Raw genomic sequence first — 22,838 nt, 5'->3', positions numbered from 1 at the left:
TGTATACTGAAAAATAGATAAGTATGCAGGCAGCTGCCTGTATGCTAAAGGACTTTATTCAAGATAAAAAAGGGGTATGGCCGTTGGAACCATTGGAACAATTTTTAGCCTTTTCTTTCAGGGAGATTCCCTATGTAGCACTGACGTTAATGATCGCTTTTACGGTCCATGAATTTGCCCATGCGTTTGTTGCTTATAAATTCGGCGACCCGACGGCACAAAAGCAGGGGCGGCTGACGCTCAATCCGATCCACCATCTGGACCCCCTTGGGACCATCCTGATTTTTATAGCGGGATTCGGCTGGGCACGGCCTGTGCCGGTGAACCGTTTCCATTTCAAAAATCCAAGGCTTGCGGGGATATCGGTTTCGCTTGCCGGACCGCTCAGCAATCTGTTGATGGCGGGCCTGGGCCTTGGCATCTGGTACGGACTGGCCGCGGCCGGAGCAGCAGCGGGCCTGCCTGATTTTGTGCCCGAGTTCCTGGATTTGTTCATTTACTTGAATCTCATGCTGTTTGTGTTTAACCTGCTGCCTTTTCCGCCTCTTGACGGATACCGGATCATTGAGGATCTCGCCCCGGCGGGGATCAGGCCTAAGCTCACCCAGTTTGAGGCATATGGTTCGATTATATTCCTGATTCTTGTCATCACACCACTTGATCAGTATACGATCCAGCCGATTTTCGGCACTGTGCTGCCGGTCCTGATCAACGGGATGCATGACTTCTTCTCGGGACTGTTCCTGCGCGGCTGACGATTCGGAAATCAGGTCAAAATTAAAGATCAAATTATGATAACTGACCTTTTTAAAAGGAGGATACATCAAATGGAAGAAAAGAAGAAAAAAAATATTGGCTTCAACATCATTAAGAGCGACCCGACAGACGGGCATGGCGGCTTTGGGGGAGGCTCCCTCAGCCTTGATAATGTGTCACCGGTCTTTGTGGATGTGGAAGCGGGAGATGCCCATGTTGATATCGGCGCCATGCATGCAAGAAGCACTGTAGAAAAAGGAATCAAGTTCCTGACCAACCAGGAGGACGTTCCGAACGGAAAGCCTTACTGGCTCGTATGGGTGACGATCGACCGCAAGCAGGAAGGCCCTTATTATGCCGGTGTCACTGCCTGCTTTATGACGGTGGACCGGGAAATCCGCCGCGGCTATAAACTGCTGCCTGAGCATGTCAACAGGCTTGATAAAAGCATCAAACGCCATATCATCGTCGACCATATGGATGACAAGTCTAAAGGAATCCTTGCAGACTTCCTGAAGAATCACGATATGGGCATGTGGGAAAGGGCAGAAGACCAGCTGAAAAAAGATTTGGCTTCCAGTTAAAAATTTTGACGAAATTGTGACAGATTTTCGAACTTAAATTCCAACCTACTTGCCGAGCGGCGATAAAAAAAGTAAACTTATTTACAGTGTTGATGCACTGTATAGAACTAGGACACGAAAAACCCCGGGCGGAAACCCGGGGTTTTTCCTTTTATTGACTATGCTAAGATCCCCACTGAAACAGCTTTTTATACCAGGTTTTCTTCTCCTTGGGTTTTTTCACAGGCTGTTCCGGCTCTCCTTCCATATGCTCCAGATGATCGGTGCAATATTCGGTCGGCTCGGTCCCGGCGGTGAAATAGGTCAGGCGCTGAACCGGGCAATGGTCGGTGGCGATTTTTCCGTTCTCCGGATTGATATACACGCCGACCGTTCCTTTTGGACCTTTGAACCGTTTGACGGGCAAATCTTTATGGGCATCCTCCATAAACTGTATCCAGATATTCTTTGCATAAGCTTTATCGGCCGTCAATGTGATGGGCTCGCCCTGGTCATATCCGGTCCAGACGGCGGAAACGAGCTGGGGCGTGAACCCGGCCATCCAGCTGTCTGTGTCGGTGGACCCTGATTTGCCGGCATATGGCCTTGTCATCTTGCTGATGATGGTGCTGCCCGTAACGCTGGAATAGCCGTCAAGCTTATGGTCAAACATGCCGGTCATCATTTGCGTCATAACATATGCATCCTCCGGCTTCAGCACCGGCAGAGGCTCTTTCTTTTCTTCATAAATCACTTCGCCTTTATGATTTTCAACCTTTGTCACCAGGACAGGGGAAACCTTTTTTCCTCCATTGGCAAAAAGGCTGTACGCATTGGCCAGTTCAATGACCCTAATACCCGATGTCCCAAGCGCCAGGGAAGGAACCTCAGCCATTTTGGAAGTGATGCCGAATTTTTTCGCTGTTTCTGCAAGCGTATTTTCGCCTAAAAAGAGATGGGTCTTTACAGCATACACATTGTCCGACAAAGCGAGTGCCTGTGCCATGGTGATGTCACCATCCGCATATTGATTGTTGAAATTATGCGGTGTGTATTCCTGCCTGCCGTCATCAAAACGGAAGGTGGTCTGCTCGCTCCTCATCATGGTTGCCGGGGTGAATCCCTGTTCGAGGGCAGCATAGTAAAGAAGCGGCTTAATCGTCGAGCCAGGCTGGCGGACTGCCTGAACCGCCCGGTTGAACGGGCTCTCGCTATAATCTCTTCCGCCGACCATTGCCTTTACATGTCCGTTCATCGGGTTGACTGACACAAGCCCGACCTGGATTTCCGAATCTTTGCTAATATTGCCGGTTACCGCTTTTTCAGCAGCTGCCTGGATTTTTGTATCAAGTGTTGTGTATACCTTCAGGCCGCCAAGTTCTATTGTGCGGTCATCAAGCTGAAGCTGATTCTTCAGCGCATTTTTGACCGCATCCTGAAAATACGGCGCCTTTTCGATTGCTTTATGCGGAAATTCGCCGACAAGCTTGAGCGCTGACCCAAAAGCTCTATCAGCTTCCTCCGCGGTGATTTTCCCCTGCATGGCCATTGTATCCAGAATGATGCGCTGGCGGTCCCTGGCCCTTTCGAAAGAAGCGAGCGGGGAATAGACGCCAGGGCCCTTCGGTATCCCGGCAAGCATGGAAGCCTCGGCAAGGTTAAGCTCCTCAGCATCTTTCCCAAAATAGTACTGGCTTGCTGCCTGTACGCCATAAGCGCCATAGCCATAATAAATCGTATTGATATAGCCTTCCAGAATCTCATCTTTTGAATAGTTCATCTCAAGCCTGATTGTGTAGAAGGCCTCCATCATTTTCCGTTTCCATGTCTTCTCGTGTGCGAGGAACAAGTTCCGGGCATACTGCTGGCTGATGGTGCTGGCTCCCTGGACCTTTGCCATCGCTTTTAAATCGGCAAGCGCAGCCCCGGCAATCCGTTTATAATCAAAGCCGTGGTGGGAATGAAAATTCTGGTCCTCGACTGAAACCGTTGCATCAATCAGATGAGGGGAAATATGGTCAAGCGCCACCCAATACCGCTTCTGGCCATTGCTGCTTTCCCCGATCACTTCACCGTCCTCAGAGTAATACAAGGTCGACTGCGGTACGGCCAGCGGAGGAGGGCCAAGGATCTTGGCATATATCAGGACGGCGCCGATGGCAAGCCCGGCAGCAATCATTCCTATTAAACTGATGACAGCGGCTGCCCGCACATATTTCTTCGCTCTCTTGTACCGCTGACCGGCCATGACTTCCATCATAATTCACCCCTTTTTATAAACGGTGCGCGCAATGGTTTCCGGCACCCGAATTTGGTCTTTATTCCTAGTATTGAAATAAGAGAAGGAATTTATTCGCGAGTTTCATTTTTTTCTTGCAATTTTGCTAGATTCATCTATACTTTTTCTCATGTTTGTAATTAAACAGTTAGGGAAGCATAAAGATAACCGCACAACTTTTAAAAAGTTTTGAGAGCGTTTTATGCGCACTATACAAATTTTTAAAATGGAAGGATGTTCAGAATGGGACTTTGGTTTACAGAGAAACAGACAGAGAACTTTGGCATCACAATGAAAGTGAAGCAGACTTTACATACAGAGCAAACTGATTTTCAAAAGCTTGATATGGTAGAGACAGAAGAATGGGGCAATATGCTCCTCTTGGATGATATGGTCATGACATCCATCAAGGATGAGTTCGTTTACCATGAAATGGTGGCCCATGTGCCGTTATTCACGCATCCGAACCCTGAGAACGTTCTTGTAGTGGGCGGCGGCGACGGCGGCGTTATCCGCGAAGTGCTGAAGCACCCAAGCGTTAAGAAAGCAACACTGGTTGAAATCGATGGGAAGGTAATTGAGTACAGCAAGAAGTATCTTCCTGAAATCGCAGGCATGCTTGACGATGAAAGAGTAGAAGTGAAGGTTGACGACGGCTTCATGCATATCGCCAACAGCGAGAATGAATATGACGTCATCATGGTAGATTCCACTGAGCCGGTCGGGCCAGCTGTGAACCTGTTCACGAAAGGCTTCTATGCCGGCATTTCCAAGGCTTTGAAGGAAGACGGCATCTTTGTTGCGCAGTCTGACAACCCTTGGTTCAAGGCAGACCTGATCCGCACCGTCCAGAAGGATGTAAAAGAAATCTTCCCGATCACAAGCTTATATGTGGCCAACATCCCGACATACCCAAGCGGACTGTGGGCATTTACAATTGGAAGCAAGAAGCACAATCCGCTTGAAGTAAGCGAAGAGCGCTTCCACGAAATCGACACAAAGTACTATACAAAAGAACTGCACAAAGCAGCGTTTGTGCTGCCTAAGTTTGTGCAGGATCTTGTAAAATAAAGATTGGTGCCAGGCACCAGCATGTAAAGCGAGGGAGTCATTTTGGTTAGATTTGATGAAGCTTATTCAGGAAATGTATTCATCGGGAGCCATCCGAATTTTATGGAAAGCCAGGCGGTCCTTTACGGAATGCCGATGGACTGGACAGTCAGCTACCGCCCGGGATCACGCTTCGGCCCGACCCGCATCAGGGAAGTTTCAATCGGACTTGAAGAATACAGCGCGTATCTTGACCGCGAGCTTGCGGAGGTTAAATATTACGATGCCGGCGATATTCCGCTTCCTTTCGGGAATCCGCAGAAAAGCCTTGATCTGATCGAGGAGTTTGTCGATAAGCTATTGGCTGCCGGCAAGTTCCCGCTTGGCATGGGCGGGGAGCATCTTGTTTCATTGCCGGTTTTCAAGGCGATGTATAAGAAATACCCGGATCTTGCCATCATCCATATGGACGCCCATACAGATCTGCGCGAGAACTATGAAGGGGAGCCTTTATCCCACTCAACGCCGATCCGCAAGGCCGCAGACCTGATCGGCCCTCAGAATATCTTCTCCTTCGGCATCCGCTCAGGAATGAAGGAAGAATTCGAATGGGCAAAAAAAGTCGGAATGCACATTTCAAAATTCGATGTGCACCAGCCGCTCAAGGAAATCCTTCCTAAGCTGGCAGGCCGCCCGGTATACGTTACCATCGACATCGACGTCCTTGACCCGGCACACGCACCAGGCACAGGCACAGTCGACGCCGGCGGAATCACATCCAAGGAGCTCCTGGCGTCCATCCACGAAATCGCCAGCTCAAACGTAAAAGTCGTCGGAGCCGACCTCGTGGAAGTAGCACCAATCTACGACCCGTCAGAACAAACAGCCAACACAGCCAGCAAGTTAATTCGTGAGATGATTCTTGGCTGGGTGAAATAGAAAAGCGGAGGCAAAAGCCTTTGTCATAGTAATCGAGGGGGTACAGAATGAATTCTGTACCCCTTTTAATTTTCCATAAGTGAGCAATTAAAGTCTTTTAAAAGCCTTTTTCCTAGAGTCTTGGCTATACCGCTGAAAAAGTTAAAAAAGCCTGTTGATTGCAGTGGAAGGCACGAAGACTCCTGCGGGAAAGCAGCGGCAATGCTGAGACCCCGCAGACGCGCAGCGGTGAGGAGGCTCAGCGTCGCCCCGCGGAAAGCGAATGCCTGGAACGGAAATCAACAGGCCTCATTTTAAAGCCGTTTTTTGTTTTTGACTACCATGGTGCCAGGCACCTCTATCCTGTTATGCTCCTAATAATCCTGCAATGGCCGCTTTCAAACTGGTCTAGTGGTGGTATAGGTGCCTGTCACCAAAAAAAGCCCATTTGCACTTCAACCCCAAAAAAATTATAATTAAAAAGTTATACTAAAGAGTTAATCGAAAAGGAAGTGTGCCCGTTGTCCAATAGCCCAGCGGAACAGACACCTGTTAAAATAAAAGTAAAAACCGATATTCGCAGCGGAGGCAGCAAAGAAACTTTTGAATTGACTGCGTTTGGCCGATACTATAAAAAAAACGGCTCCCGCTTTCTTCAATATGATGAAGAAAATGAAGCGGGGACAGTTAAAACGATTGTAAAAATGGCAGAGGGAGAAGCCCTGATCCTCCGTTCAGGAGCAGTGAAAATGAGGCTGCCCTTCCGGATGAACAAAAAGATGAGGGGAAGCTATGAAATGCCCTTCGGCACCATGGAAATGCTGACTCTGACCAAAGGGCTCTCACAGTCCTTTGACGACGGCAGCGGAACAGGGGCCTTTGACCTTCTATATGAAATGAAAATGCAGGGATCACAGGCAGGTACATATCATTTGGCGATTACGTTTGAGGAGGAAGAAAAATGAATATAGTCGAACAAGTGCAAAGCAATCTGAAAGAGGAAATCAAGCAGGCGGTCATTAAAGCAGGCCTTGCTGCAGAAGAGCAGATCCCGGATGTAATCCTGGAAACGCCTAAAGAGAAGGCGCATGGCGATTATTCTACCAATATGGCGATGCAGCTTGCACGTATAGCCAAAAAGGCGCCGCGCATGATTGCCGAGCAGCTGATCGAGAATTTTGACAGCAGCAAAGCATCCATTGAAAAAATTGAAATCGCAGGGCCGGGCTTCATCAATTTTTACATGAACAACAGCTACCTGACGAACCTGATCCCGACCGTCCTTGACGCCGGAGCTCAGTACGGAGAAACGAATACAGGCAATGGCCAAAAGGTGCAGATTGAGTTTGTTTCTGCCAACCCGACAGGCGACCTTCACCTGGGACATGCCCGCGGTGCAGCAGTCGGCGATTCCCTGAGCAGCATCCTGGCCAAAGCAGGCTATGATGTATCCCGCGAATATTATATCAATGATGCCGGAAACCAGATCAATAATCTGGCATTGTCAGTTGAGGCCCGTTATTTCCAGGCGCTTGGCATGGAAAAAGAAATGCCGGCCGACGGCTATCATGGGGCAGACATTATCGGCATCGGCCAAAGGCTTGCCGATGAATTTGGCGACAAATATGTGAATGCCGATGAAAAGGAACGCTTCGATGCATTCCGCGAATACGGCCTTAAATACGAAATGGAAAAGCTGAAAAAGGATTTGGAAGATTTCCGCGTACCTTTTGATGTGTGGTACTCTGAAACTTCCCTTTACCAGAACGGCAAGATTGACGATGCCTTGAAAGCACTCAAAGAGAACGGACATGTATATGAAGAAGAAGGCGCAACCTGGTTCCGCTCAACCGAATTCGGCGATGATAAAGACCGCGTGCTTATCAAGAATGACGGATCTTACACGTATCTGACGCCTGATATCGCCTACCATAAAGACAAGCTTGAGCGCGGCTTCGAAAAGCTTATCAATGTCTGGGGCGCCGATCACCACGGCTATATCCCGCGTATGAAGGCTGCCATCCAGGCGCTTGGCTATGGCAAGGATGCCCTTGAAGTCGAAATCATCCAGCTCGTACACCTGTACAAGAACGGTGAAAAGATGAAGATGAGTAAACGGACAGGAAAAGCTGTTACCATGCGTGACCTTGTGGACGAGGTTGGACTCGATGCAGTCCGCTATTTCTTCGCAATGAGAAGTGCTGACACTCATATGGATTTTGACCTTGATCTGGCTGTGTCCCAATCCAATGATAATCCTGTTTATTATGCGCAGTACGCACATGCGCGCATCTCGAGCATCCTCCGCCAGGGTGAAGAGCAGGGGATGGCATTAAGTGCCGATGCTGATTTCTCCCTCATTTCTGCTGAAAAGGAAATCGACCTGCTGAAGAAGCTTGGTGAATTCCCACAGGCAGTTGCAGAGGCTGCAGAAAAGCGTATGCCGCACCGCATCACAAACTATATTTTCGAGCTCGCATCTGCCTTCCACAGCTTCTACAATGCCGAAAAAGTGCTTGATAGCGACAATCCTGAAAAAACAAAAGCCCGTCTCGGCCTGATCAAGGCTGTACAAACAGCATTAAGAAACGCACTTAAATTAATTGGTGTATCCGCACCTGAAAAAATGTAAGACTCATGCCCCGCTTCCTTGAAGCGGGGTTTTTTCTGTTTTAGTGGCGGTGGAATGATGGAGCGTTTATTGCACATAATAAAGGATATTTATGGAACAACACGAGCTTATTTTTAGGAGGAATCTGATGAAAATTGTTCTGCTGTCACTTATAACAGGCTTTGCGGTCGGCTTTATTTTTGCCCTGTTCAACTGCCGATACCCGCCCCGCCAGCACTGGCTGGAGTAGTGGGTATCATCGGCATCTATTTGGGATTTAAGGCGTTTGAACAAGTGGGTCCTTGGTTTGAAGGCTTTTTAAAATGAAGAATTGGGATGCAGGGGGAGAGTGCGGAATCCTGTAAGCGAGGAGAGGCAGGGGGCGATGACCCGCCGGAAAAGAGTGAGCATGTGGCCACTGTAGTACATAAAATTTGTGTAAACGAGGGAGTCATGTATCCCATAAGCAGTCTGAGGTACATGACCCGGCAAAAAAACCCGACTCATGTACCCCAAAAGCAGTCTGAGATACATGACCCGGCGAAAAAAGCGCAACTCGTGAATCCCAAAAGCAGTCTGAGATACATAACCCGGCGAAAAAAGCGCAACTCATGTACCCCAAAAGCAGTCTGAGATACATGACCCGGTGAAAAAAGCGCAACTCATGTATCCCAAAAGCAGCCTGAGGTACATGACTTGGCGAAAAGAGCCCGACACATGTATCCCAAAAGCAGTCTGAGATACATGACGCTGCGAAAAAATCGCGACTCATGTACCCTATAACCAGTCTGAGATACATGATCCGGCGAAAAAAGCCCGACACATGTATCCCAAAAGCAGTCTGAGATACATGACCCGGCTAAAAAAGCCCGACTCATGTACTCCAAAAGCAGTCTGAGATACATGACCCGGCTAAAAAAGCCCGACTCATGTATCCCAAAAGCAGTCTGAGATACATGACCCGGCGAAAAAAGCGCAACTCATGTATCCCAAAAGCAGCCTGAGGTACATGACTTGGCGAAAAGAGCCCGACTCATGTATCCCAAAAGCAGTCTGAGATACATGACCCGGCGAAAAAAGCGCAACTCATGTATCCCAAAAGCAGTCTGAGGTACATGACTTGGCTAAAAGAGCCCGACTCATGTACCCCAAGACAGTCTGAGATACATGACCGGGCGAAAAAAGCCCGACTCATGTATCCCAAAAGCAGCCACAGGTACATGACCCGGCCGAAAAACCCCACCTCGTGTATCCTAAAAACCTATTTCCACTCAACCGCCCCGCCGCTGATCCGCTTCACGCCGCGGATCCGGCTGATATCCTCAACAAGCTTCAATAAAGCTTTGTCCTTCATCTTTGCTTCTATCATAAAATCCACATCCTCGCCGATCGCATGAAGGTGATCCAGCAGAGGCTTCAGGAATTCGGCGTCCACATAGTCAGCATGCGACCTGAAGGCTTTTTCCGATTTAGGAGAAGACACATGGATCTTCGGCTTCATGCCGAAATGATCCCAGGTCCGGAAAATATCCGGGAGCATATCCTCAAGCGGCCTTTCGCTCAAGTTCGCCATATGATGGTGATAATCGAAGATCAGCGGTATCTGCTCCCGCTGGCAGGCGGCGAGCGTTTCTTCGGCGTTATAGGTTTTATCGTCATTTTCAAGGGTCATAACCGCTTTTATATGTGCAGGAAGGGTCTTCAAGTTCTGGTAAAAACGTTCAATGGATGTCTCTTTATCGCCATAGGCTCCGCCGATATGGATATTGATCAGCGCCTGGTTTTCAAGTCCCATTGCCTCGAGCATGCGGTAATGGTATTCCATATCAATTACCGCATTTGCTGTGACTTCGCTGCGGGGAGAGGTAAAAAGGGTGAACTGGTTCGGATGGAAGCTGACCCGCAGGCCATTGTCCTTTACCAGTCTGCCGAGCTCCTGCCATTCATCGCGGAAGGGGGCGACAAAATCCCACATGACCTCCGGATGGGTGGCAAGGGGGGCGATAGAGCTAGAGAACCGGTACAATTCTATATCGTGGGCGAGGTTATAATAAAGCATCCTTCTCGTGCTCCGCAGATTCTCTGCAGTTGCAGCCAGCAGCTTCTGCATGCCTTCTTCCTTTGTCATCTGCTTGTATCTCGTAAATGTCAGTGTTCTCGCAGGGGATGCCTCCCATAGGCTTACCGCCTGGGACACATAGCCGAATCGTATTTTCATAATTACTCCTTTAAAAAAATGGCCTGGGTCCGGCACCACTGGAGGGAGGAGAGGCGTTAGCCCTCAGAGAAAGTACGAAACAGATTTCGCCACTCCTTCCCGCAGCCACCGGATTGCATTAAAGCCCGAAATATTTTTGAGCATAAGCAGTTTTGAGTCCTTCATATCCTGCTCAAGGACTTTCTCAGCTTTCTGGATGAATGCTTTGTCATATATATAACAGTTGAGTTCATGGTTTAAATACAAGCTTCTTTTATCAAAATTGGCCGTCCCGATATCGCATACTGTATCATCCGAAAGAAGGATCTTCGCGTGGTAGAAGCCGTTCATGTATTGGTAGATCCGTGCCCCTTCCTTCAGCAGCACCCTGAGATAAGGATAGGAAGCTTCCTTTACAAGGGGATGGTCTGTTTTTGAAGGGACGATAATGCTCAGCCTTACGCCTCTGTCCAATGCCCGCCGCAGCTCCTGGAAAAGAGCGGGGCTCGGGATGAAGTACGGAGTGCCGATGATGATCTTCCTCCTGGAATTCCGGATAATGGCGAGGAAGGTTTCTTCCAGATAGCCGGCCTCTGATGGGATATGCTGGTGCCGGAGGCCTTCCTGTGGAAGTCTTGGAAAATAGGCCGCATCCCTGAGCAGGTCTGTTCCGGATGCATCCCGCCAATCACAAAGAAATTCGCTTTGAAGATCATTGACGCCTTCTCCTGTCATCCTGAGGTGATAATCCCGCCATGGACACAGCTTCGAATCCAGGTTGACGTATTCCTTGCCAATGTTATACCCGCCCAAATAGCCGATACTCCCATCAATGACGGTTATTTTCCGGTGGTTCCTCGATTGGGAGGAATAGAACAGGTAGGGGAGCTTCGGTACATGACAGAAAGCAAAACGGACCCCGGCTTCCTTCAGGCCGGTGATCAGCTTCCTTTTTACACGCAGGCTGCCTACCCAATCAAGCAGCAGCCGGACCTCGACGCCTTCCTCGGCCTTTTTCTTCAGAAGGGAAAGGAACTCGCCTGAGATTTTATCATTTTTTACAATATAAAATAAAATATGGATATGCTTTTTAGCATGTTTGATATCAAGGAACAGCTTCTCGAATAAGTCCGGGCCGGCCGTGATCAAATCGATCCTGCTCTGCCTGACCGGATAGTTTTTTCTCTGGACCTTTGACAGCTGCTTCCGCCGGCCGAGCGCCATATCGCATGACACCCAAAGCAGCAGCGCCAATCCTATGGCTAGTATGATAATGGCAGTTTTCAAGTCGCATGTCCCCCTCGGATCTTTTCCTGATAGCATCCCCTTTGAAGGCGGTTTCTATGAAATAGGAGAGCAGACTGGGAAAAGTGGGAAAATGCAGAAAAAGTTATTGACTGAATGCTCATTCATTATATAATGGTACTAAGAATCTTTTCAGAAAATTTGGTTGGTTGTAAATTTTCTGGTGGAAAAAGGACGAAAGGAGATTATCAGCCATGAATGGATTACTATGGATCAACTTAATTGCGTTCCTGCTTGTAACCGCTTACGCAGTCAGCCTGTTTGTCTATGTGGTTAAAACCAGAATTGAATATATTAAGCTCGGCAAGAAAGCGGAGTTTGATAAAAACGTCAAAGAACGCCTGGGGAAAATATGGGTGAATGTCTTTGGCCAGAAAAAACTCCTGAAGGACAAGAAGAGCGGGGCCATCCACGTTATGTTCTTCTATGGATTCATCCTTGTCCAATTCGGGGCGATCGATTTTATCATCAAAGGAATTAAGCCTGGGGCGCATCTGCCGCTTGGGCCGCTGTATCCCGGGTTCACTTTCTTCCAGGAAATTGTGACGCTGATGATTCTTGTCGCCGTTCTCTGGGCTTTCCACCGCCGCTATGTGGAGAAGCTTGTCCGTCTGAAGCGCAACTTCAAGGCAGGGCTTGTTCTCATCTTCATCGGCGGACTGATGCTGTCCGTTCTCCTTGGAAACGGTATGAGCATGATCTGGCACGGCCATGAGGGGACATGGACAGAGCCGGTTGCTTCGCTGATAGCCGGGGCATTTTCAGGGATCGGGGAGACAGCCAGCATCGTCATCTTCTATATTTCCTGGTGGATCCACCTGCTGTTCCTCCTCGCTTTCCTGGTCTATGTACCGCAGTCCAAGCACGCTCATTTGATTGCCGGGCCTGCAAATGTGTACTTTGACCGGACCGAGAATGCCGGGAAGCTGAAGAAAATCGACTTTGAAGATGAGTCACAGGAATCATTCGGAGTCGGCAAAATCGAGGATTTCAACCAGCTGCAGATGATCGACTTCTACGCATGTGTGGAATGCGGCCGCTGTACGAATATGTGCCCTGCGACAGGTACAGGCAAGATGCTGTCGCCAATGGATTTGATTCTGAAGCTGCGCGACCATCTGACAAACCATGGGGCCGCCGTAACATCAAGGCAGCCATGGGTTCCGACCTTTGCTTTCTCTAATACGAAAGGCAACCAGCTTGCACTGGCAGCTGCAGGGAAAGGTGCCGAAGAAGCGGCAGCCGGCCTTGCATACAGCCCAAGCCTGATCGGCGATGTCATTACAGAAGAAGAAATCTGGGCCTGTACGACTTGCCGGAACTGTGAAGACCAATGTCCGGTCATGAATGAGCATGTGGACAAAATCATCGACCTGCGTCGTTATCTTGTTCTCACAGAAGGAAAAATGGATGCGGATGCACAGCGTGCGATGACCAATATTGAACGCCAGGGCAATCCATGGGGCTTGAACCGGAAAGAGCGCGAGGACTGGCGCGAGGCAAGGGAAGATGTATCCGTCCCGACTGTGAAGGAAATGAAGAAATCCGGCGAAGAATTCGAATATCTCTTCTGGGTCGGCAGTATGGGTTCCTATGATAACCGGAGCCAGAAAATCGCTTTATCATTTGCAAGGCTCCTTAATGAAGCCGGTGTGAAATTTGCGATCCTTGGCAATAAGGAGAAAAACTCCGGAGATACGCCAAGGCGCCTCGGCAATGAATTCCTGTTCCAGGAGCTTGCCACAAAGAACATTGAGGAATTCGAGAAAAATGAAGTTAAAAAAATTGTAACGATCGACCCTCATGCCTATAACATTTTCAAAAACGAGTATCCGGATTTCGGGCTTGAGGCAGAGGTATATCACCATACAGAGCTGCTTGCCGAGCTGGTGAAAGAGGGCAGGCTGAAGCCGCAATTTGATGTGAATGAAACGATCACCTTCCATGATTCCTGTTACCTCGGCCGCTATAACGAGGTGTATGATCCGCCGCGCGAAATCCTTAAGTCCATTCCTGGCGTGAAGCTGGTGGAGATGGAAAGAAACCGGGAGACAGGCATGTGCTGTGGAGCCGGCGGCGGACTTATGTGGATGGAAGAAGAAACAGGACACCGCGTCAACGTTGCCCGCACAGAGCAGGCACTGGCTGTCAATCCTTCAGTCATTTCTTCCGGCTGCCCGTACTGCCTGACCATGCTGTCAGATGGCACGAAGGCTAAAGAAGCGGAAGAAACAGTCCAAACCTATGATGTGGCAGAGCTGCTTGAAAAAGCCGTGATCGGCGAGCCGCAGACTCTTGTATCCTGAGCAGAAACTTGAGAAAGGCCTGGCGCACCGGGCCTTTCTTAGAAAAATAATGCCGTGATTATTAAGAATCTTCAGGAAAATATTTTTATTTTCGCTGCGGATGAAGTAAGATGGAAATATAAATAAAGCGCTTACAAAGATGGAGAACCTTTTCGAATGGTCTCCTTTTTGTCCTTATTCTGTATAAGACTTGGAAGACAGGCTGAGTTCAGCAGGCTTTGGTTTCATTTCGAGCGAGCGTTCAGTCAAAACAGAACACCAAATTCACCTGGCAATCAAAAATTGCCCACAAATTAAAATCAAATTTGCCCAGCAAATTAAAGACCAATTTGCCTTGAGGAGAGGATACAGATGGGAAGAACAGTCATTATTAGCGGAGCACGGACACCTTTTGGAAAAATGGGAGGGGCATTAAGCAGCCTGACTGCCTCTGATTTGGGAGCTGCAGCCGTCAAGGAAGCATTGAAGCGTGCCGATGTCCGTCCTGAAGAGGTTGGGGAGCTGATTCTCGGATCGGTCCTTCAGGGAGGCCAGGGCCAGATACCTTCCCGGCAGGCAGGCAATAAAGCCGGTCTTCCATGGGAAGTTAAAACAGAAACGATCAACAAAGTCTGCGCCTCAGGAATGAGGAGTGTGACGCTTGGCGACCAGATCATCAGGGCCGGTGATGAAGAAGTGATTGTGGCCGGCGGGATGGAATCGATGAGCAATGCGCCATATCTTTTGCCTAAAGCCAGATGGGGCCTGCGGATGGGCGATTCGACTGTGAAGGACCTGATGATTCATGACGGCCTCAGCTGCAGTTTTACAGGCGTCCATATGGGGACTTACGGAAATTCAACGGCAAAGGAAATGGAAATATCGCGGGAGGAACAGGACCATTGGGCATACAGAAGCCACCAGCGGGCTGTCGAAGCGATCGAAAGCGGCAGGCTGGCTGAAGAAATTGTGGCAGTAGAGGTGCCGCAGCGCAAAGGCGATCCGCTTGTCGTAAAGCAGGATGAAGCACCGCGCAAGGATACTTCCATTGAAAAGCTGGCAAAGCTTGCCCCTGTATTCAATGGGGATGGAACGATCACTGCCGGTAACGCACCGGGAGTGAATGACGGCGCAGCCGCACTTGTACTGATGAGTGAGGAGCGGGCTGAACGGGAAGGCAAGGAAGTTCAGGCATATATCCTGGCCCACACGGCAATCGCTGTTGAAGCAAAGGATTTTCCGAAAACACCAGGACTTGTCATCAACGAGCTTTTGAAAAAAACAGGCAAGTCCCTCGATGATATTGACCTGTTTGAAATAAACGAAGCATTCGCTGCAGTTGCCCTGACGAGCGGAAAGATTGCCAATCTGGATGAAAATAAAGTGAATGTGAACGGCGGGGCCGTTGCCATCGGACATCCGATAGGGGCAAGCGGCGCGAGGATTATCCTGACGCTGATTTATGAGCTGAAGCGCAGGGGCGGAGGAGTCGGCATCGCGGCAATCTGCAGCGGCGGCGGCCAGGGAGATGCCATCATGATTGAAGTTCCGGCGAAATAATAGATTAGAAGACTGGAAGAGAAATGGAGGAGTAACCGTGGAAGTGAAAAAAGTAATGGTCATCGGTGCAGGGCAGATGGGCTCTGGAATCGCACAGGTATGTGCACAGGCAGGATATGAAGTGCTGCTGAATGATTTGAAGGCTGAATATATTGACCGGGGGCTTGGTGTGATCAAGAAGAACCTGTCCCGTCAGGTATCCAAGGAGCGCATGACAGAGGCGGAGATGGAAGAGGTGCTCCGCCGCCTGCAGCCTTCTGACAATCTGGAAGACTCCGGCAGGGTGGACCTGGTAATCGAGGCTGCCGTAGAAAATATTGAAATTAAAGCCGATATCTTCAAACGGCTTGATGGGATTGCCCCGGATCATGCAATCCTGGCAAGCAATACATCTTCCCTGCCAATTACGGAAATTGCTGCCGCGACAAAGCGTCCGGAAAAGGTAATCGGGATGCATTTCATGAATCCGGTCCCGGTTATGAAACTGGTTGAAATCATCCGCGGGCTTGCTACAGCCGATGAGGTATACACAGCGATCGAGGAAATGACTCATAAGCTCGGCAAGGTGCCGGTCGAGGTAAATGATTTTCCGGGATTTGTCTCAAACCGCATCCTGATGCCGATGATCAATGAGGCCATCTATACCCTCTATGAAGGTGTTGCAGAAAAGGAAGCAATCGATGAAGTCATGAAGCTTGGCATGAACCATCCAATGGGGCCGCTCACATTGGCGGATTTCATTGGTCTAGATACGTGCCTTTACATTATGGAAACGCTTCATGAAGGGTTTGGCGATGATAAGTACCGCCCATGCCCGCTGCTCCGCAAATATGTGAAGGCTGGCTGGCTCGGGAAGAAGTCCGGCCGCGGCTTTTATCAGTACAGCTGAACTGGAAAGCCCAGAATGGACACCAGGAGGGATTAGCCATGAATTTACGGTTTACAGAAGAACAGGAAATGATGAGGAAAATGGTCCGTGACTTCGCCCAGAGCGAAATTGCGCCATTCATTGAAAAAATGGAGCAAGGGGAGTTTCCCCGTGACATATTGAAAAAGATGGGCGGACTCGGGCTGATGGGAATTCCCGTGCCCGAAAAATATGGCGGGGCAGAAATGGACTTCACCTCCTATATCATTGCCATCAATGAGCTGTCAAAGGTATCCGCAACCGTCGGAGTCATCCTGTCTGTCCATACATCGGTCGGCACCAACCCGATCCTGTATTTCGGGACGGAGGAGCAGAAGCAGAAGTATGTACCGAAACTTGCTGCGGGAGAATATCTCGGCGCATTCTGCCTGACAGAGGCCGGGGCAGGCTCTGATGCAGGCAGTTTGAAAACAAAGGCGGTCCGAAACGGGGATGAATACATCCTCAACGGCTCGAAGGTATTCATTACAAACGGCGGCGAAGCGGATGTGTATATCGTCTTCGCATCCACAAGCCCTGAGCTTGGGACAAAGGGCGTTTCTGCCTTCATTGTTGGAAAAGGGACATCCGGCCTTGTGATCGGCAAGGACGAGGAGAAGATGGGGCTTCACGGTTCCCGGACGGTTCAGCTCAACTTTGAGGATATGAGGGTTCCGGCAGAAAATCTCCTTGGTGCTGAAGGGGAAGGCTTCAAAATTGCCATGGCCAATCTGGACGCGGGGCGCATCGGCATTGCAGCCCAGGCCCTCGGCATCGCGGAGGCGGCATTGGAAGCAGCGGTTGCCTACTCGAAGGAACGAAGCCAATTCGGGAAGCCGATCAGCCATCAGCAGGGCATCGGCTTCAAGCTGGCTGATATGGCCACAAATGTAGAAGCCTCAAGACTGCTGGTCTACCAGGCAGCGATGATGCGCCAGAATGGCGAGCGCTGCGGGATGCAGGCCAGCATGGCAAAGCTTTTTGCCTCGAAAACAGCAGTGGAAACGAGCATAGAAGCTGTCCAGGTGTTCGGCGGCTATGGATATACAGAAGATTACCCTGTCGAGCGGTATTTCCGCGACAGTAAAATAACCGAAATCTATGAAGGCACAAGCGAGATTCAGAGAATTGTCATCAGCAAAAACCTGTAAGTAAGAGGCAAGCCAATATTGAAATGGACGGGGGAAAATACGATGAATTTCCGACTGACGGAAGAACATGAAATGATCAGGAAAATGGTCCGCGATTACGCAAAGAATGAAGTGGCGCCGAGCGCGGCAGAGCGCGATGAGGAAGAGCGCTTTGACCGTGAAATCTTCGATAAGATGGCCGAACTCGGGCTGACAGGAATCCCTTGGCCTGAAGAGTACGGCGGAATTGGAAGCGACTATCTGGCATACTGCATTGCAGTCGAGGAGCTTTCAAGGGTTTGTGCATCCACAGGGGTGACTTTGTCTGCCCATACATCGCTTGCAGGCTGGCCAATCTATAAGTTCGGCAGTGAAGAACAGAAGCAGAAATACTTGAAGCCGATGGCGCAGGGTGAAAAGATCGGTGCATACGGCCTGACAGAGCCGGGCAGCGGCTCGGATGCAGGCGGCATGAGGACGACGGCCCGCCTTGACGGTGACCATTATGTGCTGAACGGTTCAAAGATTTTTATCACAAACGGCGGAATCGCCGACATCTATGTCGTATTTGCCCTGACAGATCCGGAGAGCAGGCAGAAAGGCACCACAGCCTTCATCATTGAAAGTGATTTTCCTGGATTCTCTGTCGGCAAAAAGGAAAAGAAACTGGGCATCAGATCTTCGCCGACAACCGAAATCATCTTTGAAGACTGCCGTGTGCCAAAGAAAAATATGCTCGGCAAAGAAGGAGAAGGCTTTAAAATCGCCATGATGACTCTTGATGGCGGAAGGAACGGCATTGCAGCCCAGGCAGTCGGCATTGCCCAGGGGGCATTGGACGCTGCGGTCGATTATGCGAAAGAGCGGGAGCAGTTCGGCAAGCCGATCGCCCTTCAGCAGGGAATCGGCTTCAAGCTGGCCGATATGGCGACAAGTGTAGAGGCAGCAAGGCTCCTGACTTATCAGGCTGCATGGCTTGAGTCGGAAGGTCTGCCGTACGGCAAGGAATCGGCCATGTCCAAACTGTTTGCAGGCGATGCGGCAATGAAAGTGACAACTGAGGCCGTACAGGTCTTCGGCGGCTATGGCTACACCAAGGACTATCCGGTCGAACGATATATGCGTGACGCCAAGATTACGCAGATCTATGAAGGCACTCAGGAAATCCAGCGCCTTGTCATTTCCAGGATGATAACCAAATAGAACATAAGAGGATAGGGCTCTTTCCTAATTTAAAATAAACAACCTCCGCGAAAACAGCCACCAGTAGGGAAAGGTCCACTTTTGCCTCATAAAGAGCGGCCAGAGGAGGGCAGTGCAAATTTATGAAAAAACGGGAAGTCCATGCTTCTGTAAAAGATGAAAAGCTGGTGAAAAAGCGGCGGGACGAAATGATCAAGGGAGCGGTGAATCTTTTTAAGCAAAAAGGCTTTCACCGCACCACGACAAGGGAGATTGCAAAGGCCTCCGGATTCAGCATCGGAACGCTCTATGAGTACATCCGCACAAAGGAGGATGTGCTGTACCTTGTCTGTGACAGCATCTATGATTCGGTCCGCGACAGGCTGCAGGAGGCCCTTGATGCCAACAGGGGGACGCTCGATAGCCTGAAGCTCGGGATCGCCTACTATTTCCGGGTTGTGGATGATATGCAGGATGAAGTCCTGGTCATGTACCAGGAAGCAAAATCCCTGTCAAAGGATGCCCTTCCATATGTGCTGAGAAAAGAAATTGAAATGGTCTCCATGTTTGAAGATGTCATTCAGCGATGTGTGGACAACGGGGAACTCCATTTGACGGAAAAAGAGGTCAAGATGATCGCCCATAATATTTTCGTGCAGGGCCAGATGTGGGGATTCCGCCGCTGGGCGCTGCAGAGGGTGTACAGTCTTGATGAATATATTGAACTGCAGACAGAGCTTCTGATTCAAGGGATAAAGCATGATCAGGCAAAAGTGCCTGCCGGCAGTAAAATCCAGGAACAGGGGGAGTCAGACGAATGAGTACAGCAGAAATTTACAGGCCGAAGCATCACTTGCGATTCGTTACCGCTTCAAGCCTTTTTGACGGGCATGACGCTTCCATCAATATTATGAGAAGGATCATCCAGGCGAGCGGGGCAGAGGTCATCCATCTTGGCCATAACCGGTCAGTGGAAGAGGTCGTGAATGCGGCGATCCAGGAGGATGTCCAGGGAATCGCGATTTCCTCCTATCAGGGAGGCCATGTTGAATATTTTAAATACATGTACGATTTGCTGAAGGAAAGGGGAGCTTCTCATATCCGCATCTACGGCGGAGGTGGAGGCGTCATCATCCCGCGCGAAATAAAAGAGCTTCATGAATACGGGATTGCCCGTATCTTCTCGCCGGAAGACGGCCGCCAGAAGGGTCTGCAGGGCATGATCAATGAAATGCTCGCTGAGTGCGACTATCCGACCGTTTCAGTGGAGAGTGCAGCAGAGCTTGAAAAGCTTGAAGCAGGCGAAGTGAACAGCATCGCCAGGCTGATCACGCTTGCCGAGCATGGCGTCGGGCTTGAAAAAGAAGCGGCAGCTGCGGCAGAATCGCTCATGGAAAGAATCAAGACACTGGAAAAAACAGCACCGGTTATCGGAATCACCGGGACTGGCGGAGCAGGAAAGAGCTCATTGACGGATGAGCTGATCCGCCGCTTCATCAATGAAATCCCTGAAAAGAAAGTAGCCATCCTTTCTGTCGATCCGACAAAGCAGAAAACAGGCGGAGCGCTGCTTGGCGACCGGATCCGCATGAATAGCATCTTTTCGCCGCGCGTCTATATGCGGAGCCTTGCGACACGGAAGTCCAAGAGCGAACTGTCGCTGGCCATCAAGGATGCCATCTCTGTCGTAAAGGCTGCCGGCTTTGACCTGGTTGTCGTCGAAACGAGCGGGATTGGGCAGGGTGATGCTGAAATCGCGGAAATCTGCGATCTGTCCATGTATGTGATGACAAGTGAATTCGGGGCGCCTTCCCAGCTTGAAAAAATTGATATGCTCGATTACGCTGACCTGATCGTCATCAATAAATTCGAGCGCAAGGGCTCAGAGGATGCCCGCCGCCAGGTGCAGAAGCAATATCAGCGCAACCATATGCTGTTTGAGAAAGAGCTGGAAGAGATGCCGGTCTACGGCACGATCGCCAGCCAGTTCAATGATCCGGGCACCAATGCTTTATTTGCCGCGCTGGTCGAAAAAATGAATGAAAAAGCGGGCCTCGGCTGGAGCACTTCTTTTTCCAAAAATGAAGTGGTCGAAAAGCAGAATGTCATCATTCCGAATGAACAGCGCTATTATTTGCGCGAAGTATCTGAAACGGTCCGCAATTACCATAAAAAAGCGGAAGACCAGGCAGCCCTTGCCAGGAAGCTGTTCCAGCTTGAAGGAGCAATCCAGGCCGTAAAAGAGTCAGGCGGAAGCGAAGAGACTCTGGTTTCCTTAGAGGACCTGGCTGCGGAAACAAAAGAAAAGCTGACAGCCGAATCAAAAAAGATCCTGGAAGGCTGGAAAAACCTCAAGGAGAAATACTCCGGGGAGCAGTTCACAACAAGGATCCGCGATAAGGAAATCATTACCATCCTGAAGACAAAGAGCCTTTCAGGCCTGCAGATCCCTAAGGTCGCGCTCCCGAAATACAGGGACTACGGCGAAATCATCCGCTGGGTTTACAGAGAGAATGTGCCGGGTGCCTTCCCATATACCGCAGGCGTCTTCCCGTTCAAGCGGGAGGGAGAGGATCCGAAGCGCCAGTTCGCCGGGGAAGGGACACCGGAACGGACGAACCGCCGCTTCCATTACCTATCAAAGGACGATGCGGCAAAGCGCCTGAGCACAGCGTTTGATTCCGTCACCTTATACGGCGAGGATCCGGACTACCGCCCGGATATTTACGGCAAGGTTGGGGAGAGCGGTGTCAGCATCTGTACGCTTGATGATATGAAAAAATTATATGCCGGCTTTGACCTTTGCCATCCGTCCACATCTGTTTCAATGACCATTAACGGACCGGCACCGATCATTCTGGCTATGTTCATGAACACGGCGGTCGAGCAGCAGGTGGAAAAGAAAGAAGGAGAGCTTGGCAGAAAGCTTAACGAAGCGGAGCATGAAGAAGTAAGGGCGGCGACTCTGCAGACGGTGCGCGGTACCGTCCAGGCGGATATCCTGAAGGAAGACCAGGGACAGAATACTTGCATCTTCTCAACAGAATTTGCCCTCAGAATGATGGGTGATATCCAACAGTATTTTATCGATAAAAAGGTCCGCAACTATTATTCTGTCTCCATTTCCGGCTACCATATCGCCGAGGCAGGGGCAAACCCGCTGTCACAGCTGGCCTTTACGCTGGCGAACGGCTTCACTTATGTTGAGTACTATTTGAGCAGAGGCATGAAGATCGATGATTTTGCGCCGAATCTTTCCTTCTTTTTCTCAAATGGGCTCGATCCGGAATACACCGTCATCGGCAGGGTGGCCCGCCGCATCTGGGCAACTGTAATGAGGGATAAATACGGAGCCAATGAGCGGAGCCAGAAGCTGAAGTACCATATCCAGACTTCAGGGCGCTCACTCCATGCCCAGGAAATTGATTTCAATGACATCCGGACAACACTGCAGGCATTAATGGCTCTCCATGATAACTGCAACTCCCTGCACACGAATGCCTATGATGAAGCAATCACCACGCCTACGGAGGAATCTGTCCGCCGGGCGATGGCCATCCAGATGATTATTACAAAAGAACATGGCCTTACAAAGAATGAAAATCCTCTGCAGGGGGCCTTCATCATCGATGAACTGACAGACCTGGTGGAAGAAGCGGTCCTGCAGGAGTTCGAACGGATCAACGACAGGGGCGGCGTGCTCGGTGCCATGGAAATGCAGTACCAGCGGGGCAAGATCCAGGATGAATCTATGTATTATGAAATGAAGAAGCATACCGGTGAGCTCCCGATCATCGGCGTGAACACATATCTGAATCCAAATCCTCCGTCAGAAGAGCAGATGGACAGCATGGAAATCGCAAGGGCGACGAAGGAAGAAAAAGAAACACAAATCAGGAATCTCAGGAGCTTCCAGGAACGGAACAAGGATCATGCAGGTGAAGCCCTGTCCCGCCTGAAAGAAGCAGCGGTGACAGACGGCAATATCTTTGCCGAGCTTATGGAAACCGTCAAGTATGCAAGCCTCGGACAGATCACGAGGGCGCTGTATGAGGTGGGCGGACAATACCGCCGCAATATGTAGCAAGGATAGAGC

Annotated in this window: 16 protein-coding genes and 1 pseudogene; 14 read left to right on the top strand and 3 right to left on the bottom strand. The window is 49.9% G+C overall.

The features are described from left to right. Window positions 1–92 precede the first annotated feature (92 nt). Together N288_RS22320 and N288_RS22315 are read left to right on the top strand one after the other, a co-directional pair. Window positions 93–755, top strand: a complete 663-nt coding sequence (locus tag N288_RS22320) for a site-2 protease family protein (protein ID WP_035401327.1) — start codon at window positions 93–95, stop codon at window positions 753–755. A 72-nt stretch (window positions 756–827) separates the two neighbouring features. Further along, window positions 828–1,340, top strand: coding sequence for a YwhD family protein (locus tag N288_RS22315; RefSeq protein WP_022544515.1), 513 nt, complete (start codon window positions 828–830; stop codon window positions 1,338–1,340). Window positions 1,341–1,503: 163 nt separating this feature from the next. On the opposite strand, the gene N288_RS22310 is transcribed toward N288_RS22315, so the two are convergent. Then, on the bottom strand, window positions 1,504–3,576 hold the full coding sequence (locus N288_RS22310) for a transglycosylase domain-containing protein (protein WP_022544514.1): 2,073 nt from the start codon (window positions 3,574–3,576) through the stop codon (window positions 1,504–1,506). A 264-nt stretch (window positions 3,577–3,840) separates the two neighbouring features. On the opposite strand from N288_RS22310, the gene speE reads away from it, so the two are divergent. The 5 genes and pseudogenes from speE to N288_RS22285 all read left to right on the top strand — a co-directional run bounded on the left by speE (window position 3,841) and on the right by N288_RS22285 (window position 8,503). Further along, window positions 3,841–4,668: a spermidine synthase gene (gene speE, locus N288_RS22305; RefSeq protein ID WP_009791651.1), complete on the top strand. Its 828-nt coding sequence runs from the start codon at window positions 3,841–3,843 to the stop codon at window positions 4,666–4,668. Window positions 4,669–4,710: 42 nt separating this feature from the next. Further along, window positions 4,711–5,586, top strand: a complete 876-nt coding sequence (gene speB, locus N288_RS22300) for an agmatinase (RefSeq protein ID WP_022544513.1) — start codon at window positions 4,711–4,713, stop codon at window positions 5,584–5,586. 491 nt (window positions 5,587–6,077) lie between these two features. After that, complete coding sequence (locus tag N288_RS22295) at window positions 6,078–6,530, top strand: YwiB family protein (RefSeq protein WP_323131895.1); 453 nt, start codon at window positions 6,078–6,080, stop codon at window positions 6,528–6,530. Further along, window positions 6,527–8,197: an arginine--tRNA ligase gene (gene argS / locus N288_RS22290; RefSeq protein ID WP_009792576.1), complete on the top strand. Its 1,671-nt coding sequence runs from the start codon at window positions 6,527–6,529 to the stop codon at window positions 8,195–8,197. Before N288_RS22295 ends, argS begins: the two co-directional genes overlap by 4 nt. 127 nt (window positions 8,198–8,324) lie before the next feature. Continuing rightward, window positions 8,325–8,503 (top strand): annotated as a pseudogene (locus N288_RS22285) (XapX domain-containing protein). 934 nt (window positions 8,504–9,437) lie between these two features. Here the strand turns inward: N288_RS22285 and uvsE are convergent. Together uvsE and cls are read right to left on the bottom strand one after the other, a co-directional pair. Beyond that, window positions 9,438–10,394, bottom strand: a complete 957-nt coding sequence (gene uvsE / locus N288_RS22275) for a UV DNA damage repair endonuclease UvsE (RefSeq protein WP_022544510.1) — start codon at window positions 10,392–10,394, stop codon at window positions 9,438–9,440. Between the two features lie 63 nt (window positions 10,395–10,457). Next, window positions 10,458–11,597, bottom strand: coding sequence for a cardiolipin synthase (gene cls, locus N288_RS22270; RefSeq protein WP_009792579.1), 1,140 nt, complete (start codon window positions 11,595–11,597; stop codon window positions 10,458–10,460). A 275-nt stretch (window positions 11,598–11,872) separates the two neighbouring features. Here cls and N288_RS22265 point away from each other — a divergent pair, with 275 nt between their 5' ends. The 7 genes from N288_RS22265 to icmF all read left to right on the top strand — a co-directional run bounded on the left by N288_RS22265 (window position 11,873) and on the right by icmF (window position 22,826). After that, window positions 11,873–13,984 carry a (Fe-S)-binding protein gene (locus N288_RS22265; protein ID WP_009792581.1) on the top strand — a complete coding sequence of 704 codons (2,112 nt, stop codon included), beginning with the start codon at window positions 11,873–11,875 and terminating at the stop codon, window positions 13,982–13,984. 351 nt (window positions 13,985–14,335) lie between these two features. Next, entirely contained in the window at window positions 14,336–15,523 is a 1,188-nt protein-coding gene (locus N288_RS22260; RefSeq protein WP_022544508.1) for an acetyl-CoA C-acetyltransferase, read from the top strand. Between the two features lie 37 nt (window positions 15,524–15,560). Further along, the gene (locus N288_RS22255) at window positions 15,561–16,412 is read left to right on the top strand and encodes a 3-hydroxybutyryl-CoA dehydrogenase (RefSeq protein WP_009792584.1); all 852 of its coding nucleotides are present in this window, start codon (window positions 15,561–15,563) and stop codon (window positions 16,410–16,412) included. Window positions 16,413–16,450: 38 nt separating this feature from the next. Next, window positions 16,451–17,581 carry an acyl-CoA dehydrogenase gene (locus N288_RS22250; protein WP_009792585.1) on the top strand — a complete coding sequence of 377 codons (1,131 nt, stop codon included), beginning with the start codon at window positions 16,451–16,453 and terminating at the stop codon, window positions 17,579–17,581. A gap of 42 nt (window positions 17,582–17,623) precedes the next feature. Continuing rightward, the gene (locus tag N288_RS22245; RefSeq protein WP_009792586.1) at window positions 17,624–18,763 is read left to right on the top strand and encodes an acyl-CoA dehydrogenase; all 1,140 of its coding nucleotides are present in this window, start codon (window positions 17,624–17,626) and stop codon (window positions 18,761–18,763) included. A gap of 122 nt (window positions 18,764–18,885) precedes the next feature. Then, complete coding sequence (locus N288_RS22240) at window positions 18,886–19,563, top strand: TetR/AcrR family transcriptional regulator (RefSeq protein ID WP_009792587.1); 678 nt, start codon at window positions 18,886–18,888, stop codon at window positions 19,561–19,563. Further along, window positions 19,560–22,826: a fused isobutyryl-CoA mutase/GTPase IcmF gene (icmF, locus tag N288_RS22235; RefSeq protein ID WP_009792588.1), complete on the top strand. Its 3,267-nt coding sequence runs from the start codon at window positions 19,560–19,562 to the stop codon at window positions 22,824–22,826. The genes N288_RS22240 and icmF overlap by 4 nt, the downstream gene beginning before the upstream one ends. Window positions 22,827–22,838: the final 12 nt, after the last annotated feature.

Origin of the sequence: Bacillus infantis NRRL B-14911 (assembly GCF_000473245.1) — a bacterium.
Lineage (GTDB): Bacteria > Bacillota > Bacilli > Bacillales > Cytobacillaceae > Bacillus_AB > Bacillus_AB infantis.
Note: the sequence above shows the minus strand (reverse complement) of the source record. Positions and strands in the feature narration are given on the sequence as shown.

Excerpts from the sequence above, each read along its gene's own strand:
- N288_RS22265 (WP_009792581.1), top strand. The coding sequence starts at position 11,873 with ATGAATGGATTACTATGGATCAACTTAATTGCGTTCCTGCTTGTAACC.
- N288_RS22245 (WP_009792586.1), top strand. The coding sequence starts at position 17,624 with ATGAATTTCCGACTGACGGAAGAACATGAAATGATCAGGAAAATGGTC.
- speE (WP_009791651.1), top strand. The coding sequence starts at position 3,841 with ATGGGACTTTGGTTTACAGAGAAACAGACAGAGAACTTTGGCATCACA.
- N288_RS22240 (WP_009792587.1), top strand. The coding sequence starts at position 18,886 with ATGAAAAAACGGGAAGTCCATGCTTCTGTAAAAGATGAAAAGCTGGTG.
- icmF (WP_009792588.1), top strand. The coding sequence starts at position 19,560 with ATGAGTACAGCAGAAATTTACAGGCCGAAGCATCACTTGCGATTCGTT.
- N288_RS22260 (WP_022544508.1), top strand. The coding sequence starts at position 14,336 with ATGGGAAGAACAGTCATTATTAGCGGAGCACGGACACCTTTTGGAAAA.
- argS (WP_009792576.1), top strand. The coding sequence starts at position 6,527 with ATGAATATAGTCGAACAAGTGCAAAGCAATCTGAAAGAGGAAATCAAG.
- N288_RS22315 (WP_022544515.1), top strand. The coding sequence starts at position 828 with ATGGAAGAAAAGAAGAAAAAAAATATTGGCTTCAACATCATTAAGAGC.
- N288_RS22310 (WP_022544514.1), bottom strand. The coding sequence starts at position 3,576 with ATGGAAGTCATGGCCGGTCAGCGGTACAAGAGAGCGAAGAAATATGTG.
- N288_RS22250 (WP_009792585.1), top strand. The coding sequence starts at position 16,451 with ATGAATTTACGGTTTACAGAAGAACAGGAAATGATGAGGAAAATGGTC.
- uvsE (WP_022544510.1), bottom strand. The coding sequence starts at position 10,394 with ATGAAAATACGATTCGGCTATGTGTCCCAGGCGGTAAGCCTATGGGAG.
- cls (WP_009792579.1), bottom strand. The coding sequence starts at position 11,597 with ATGGCGCTCGGCCGGCGGAAGCAGCTGTCAAAGGTCCAGAGAAAAAAC.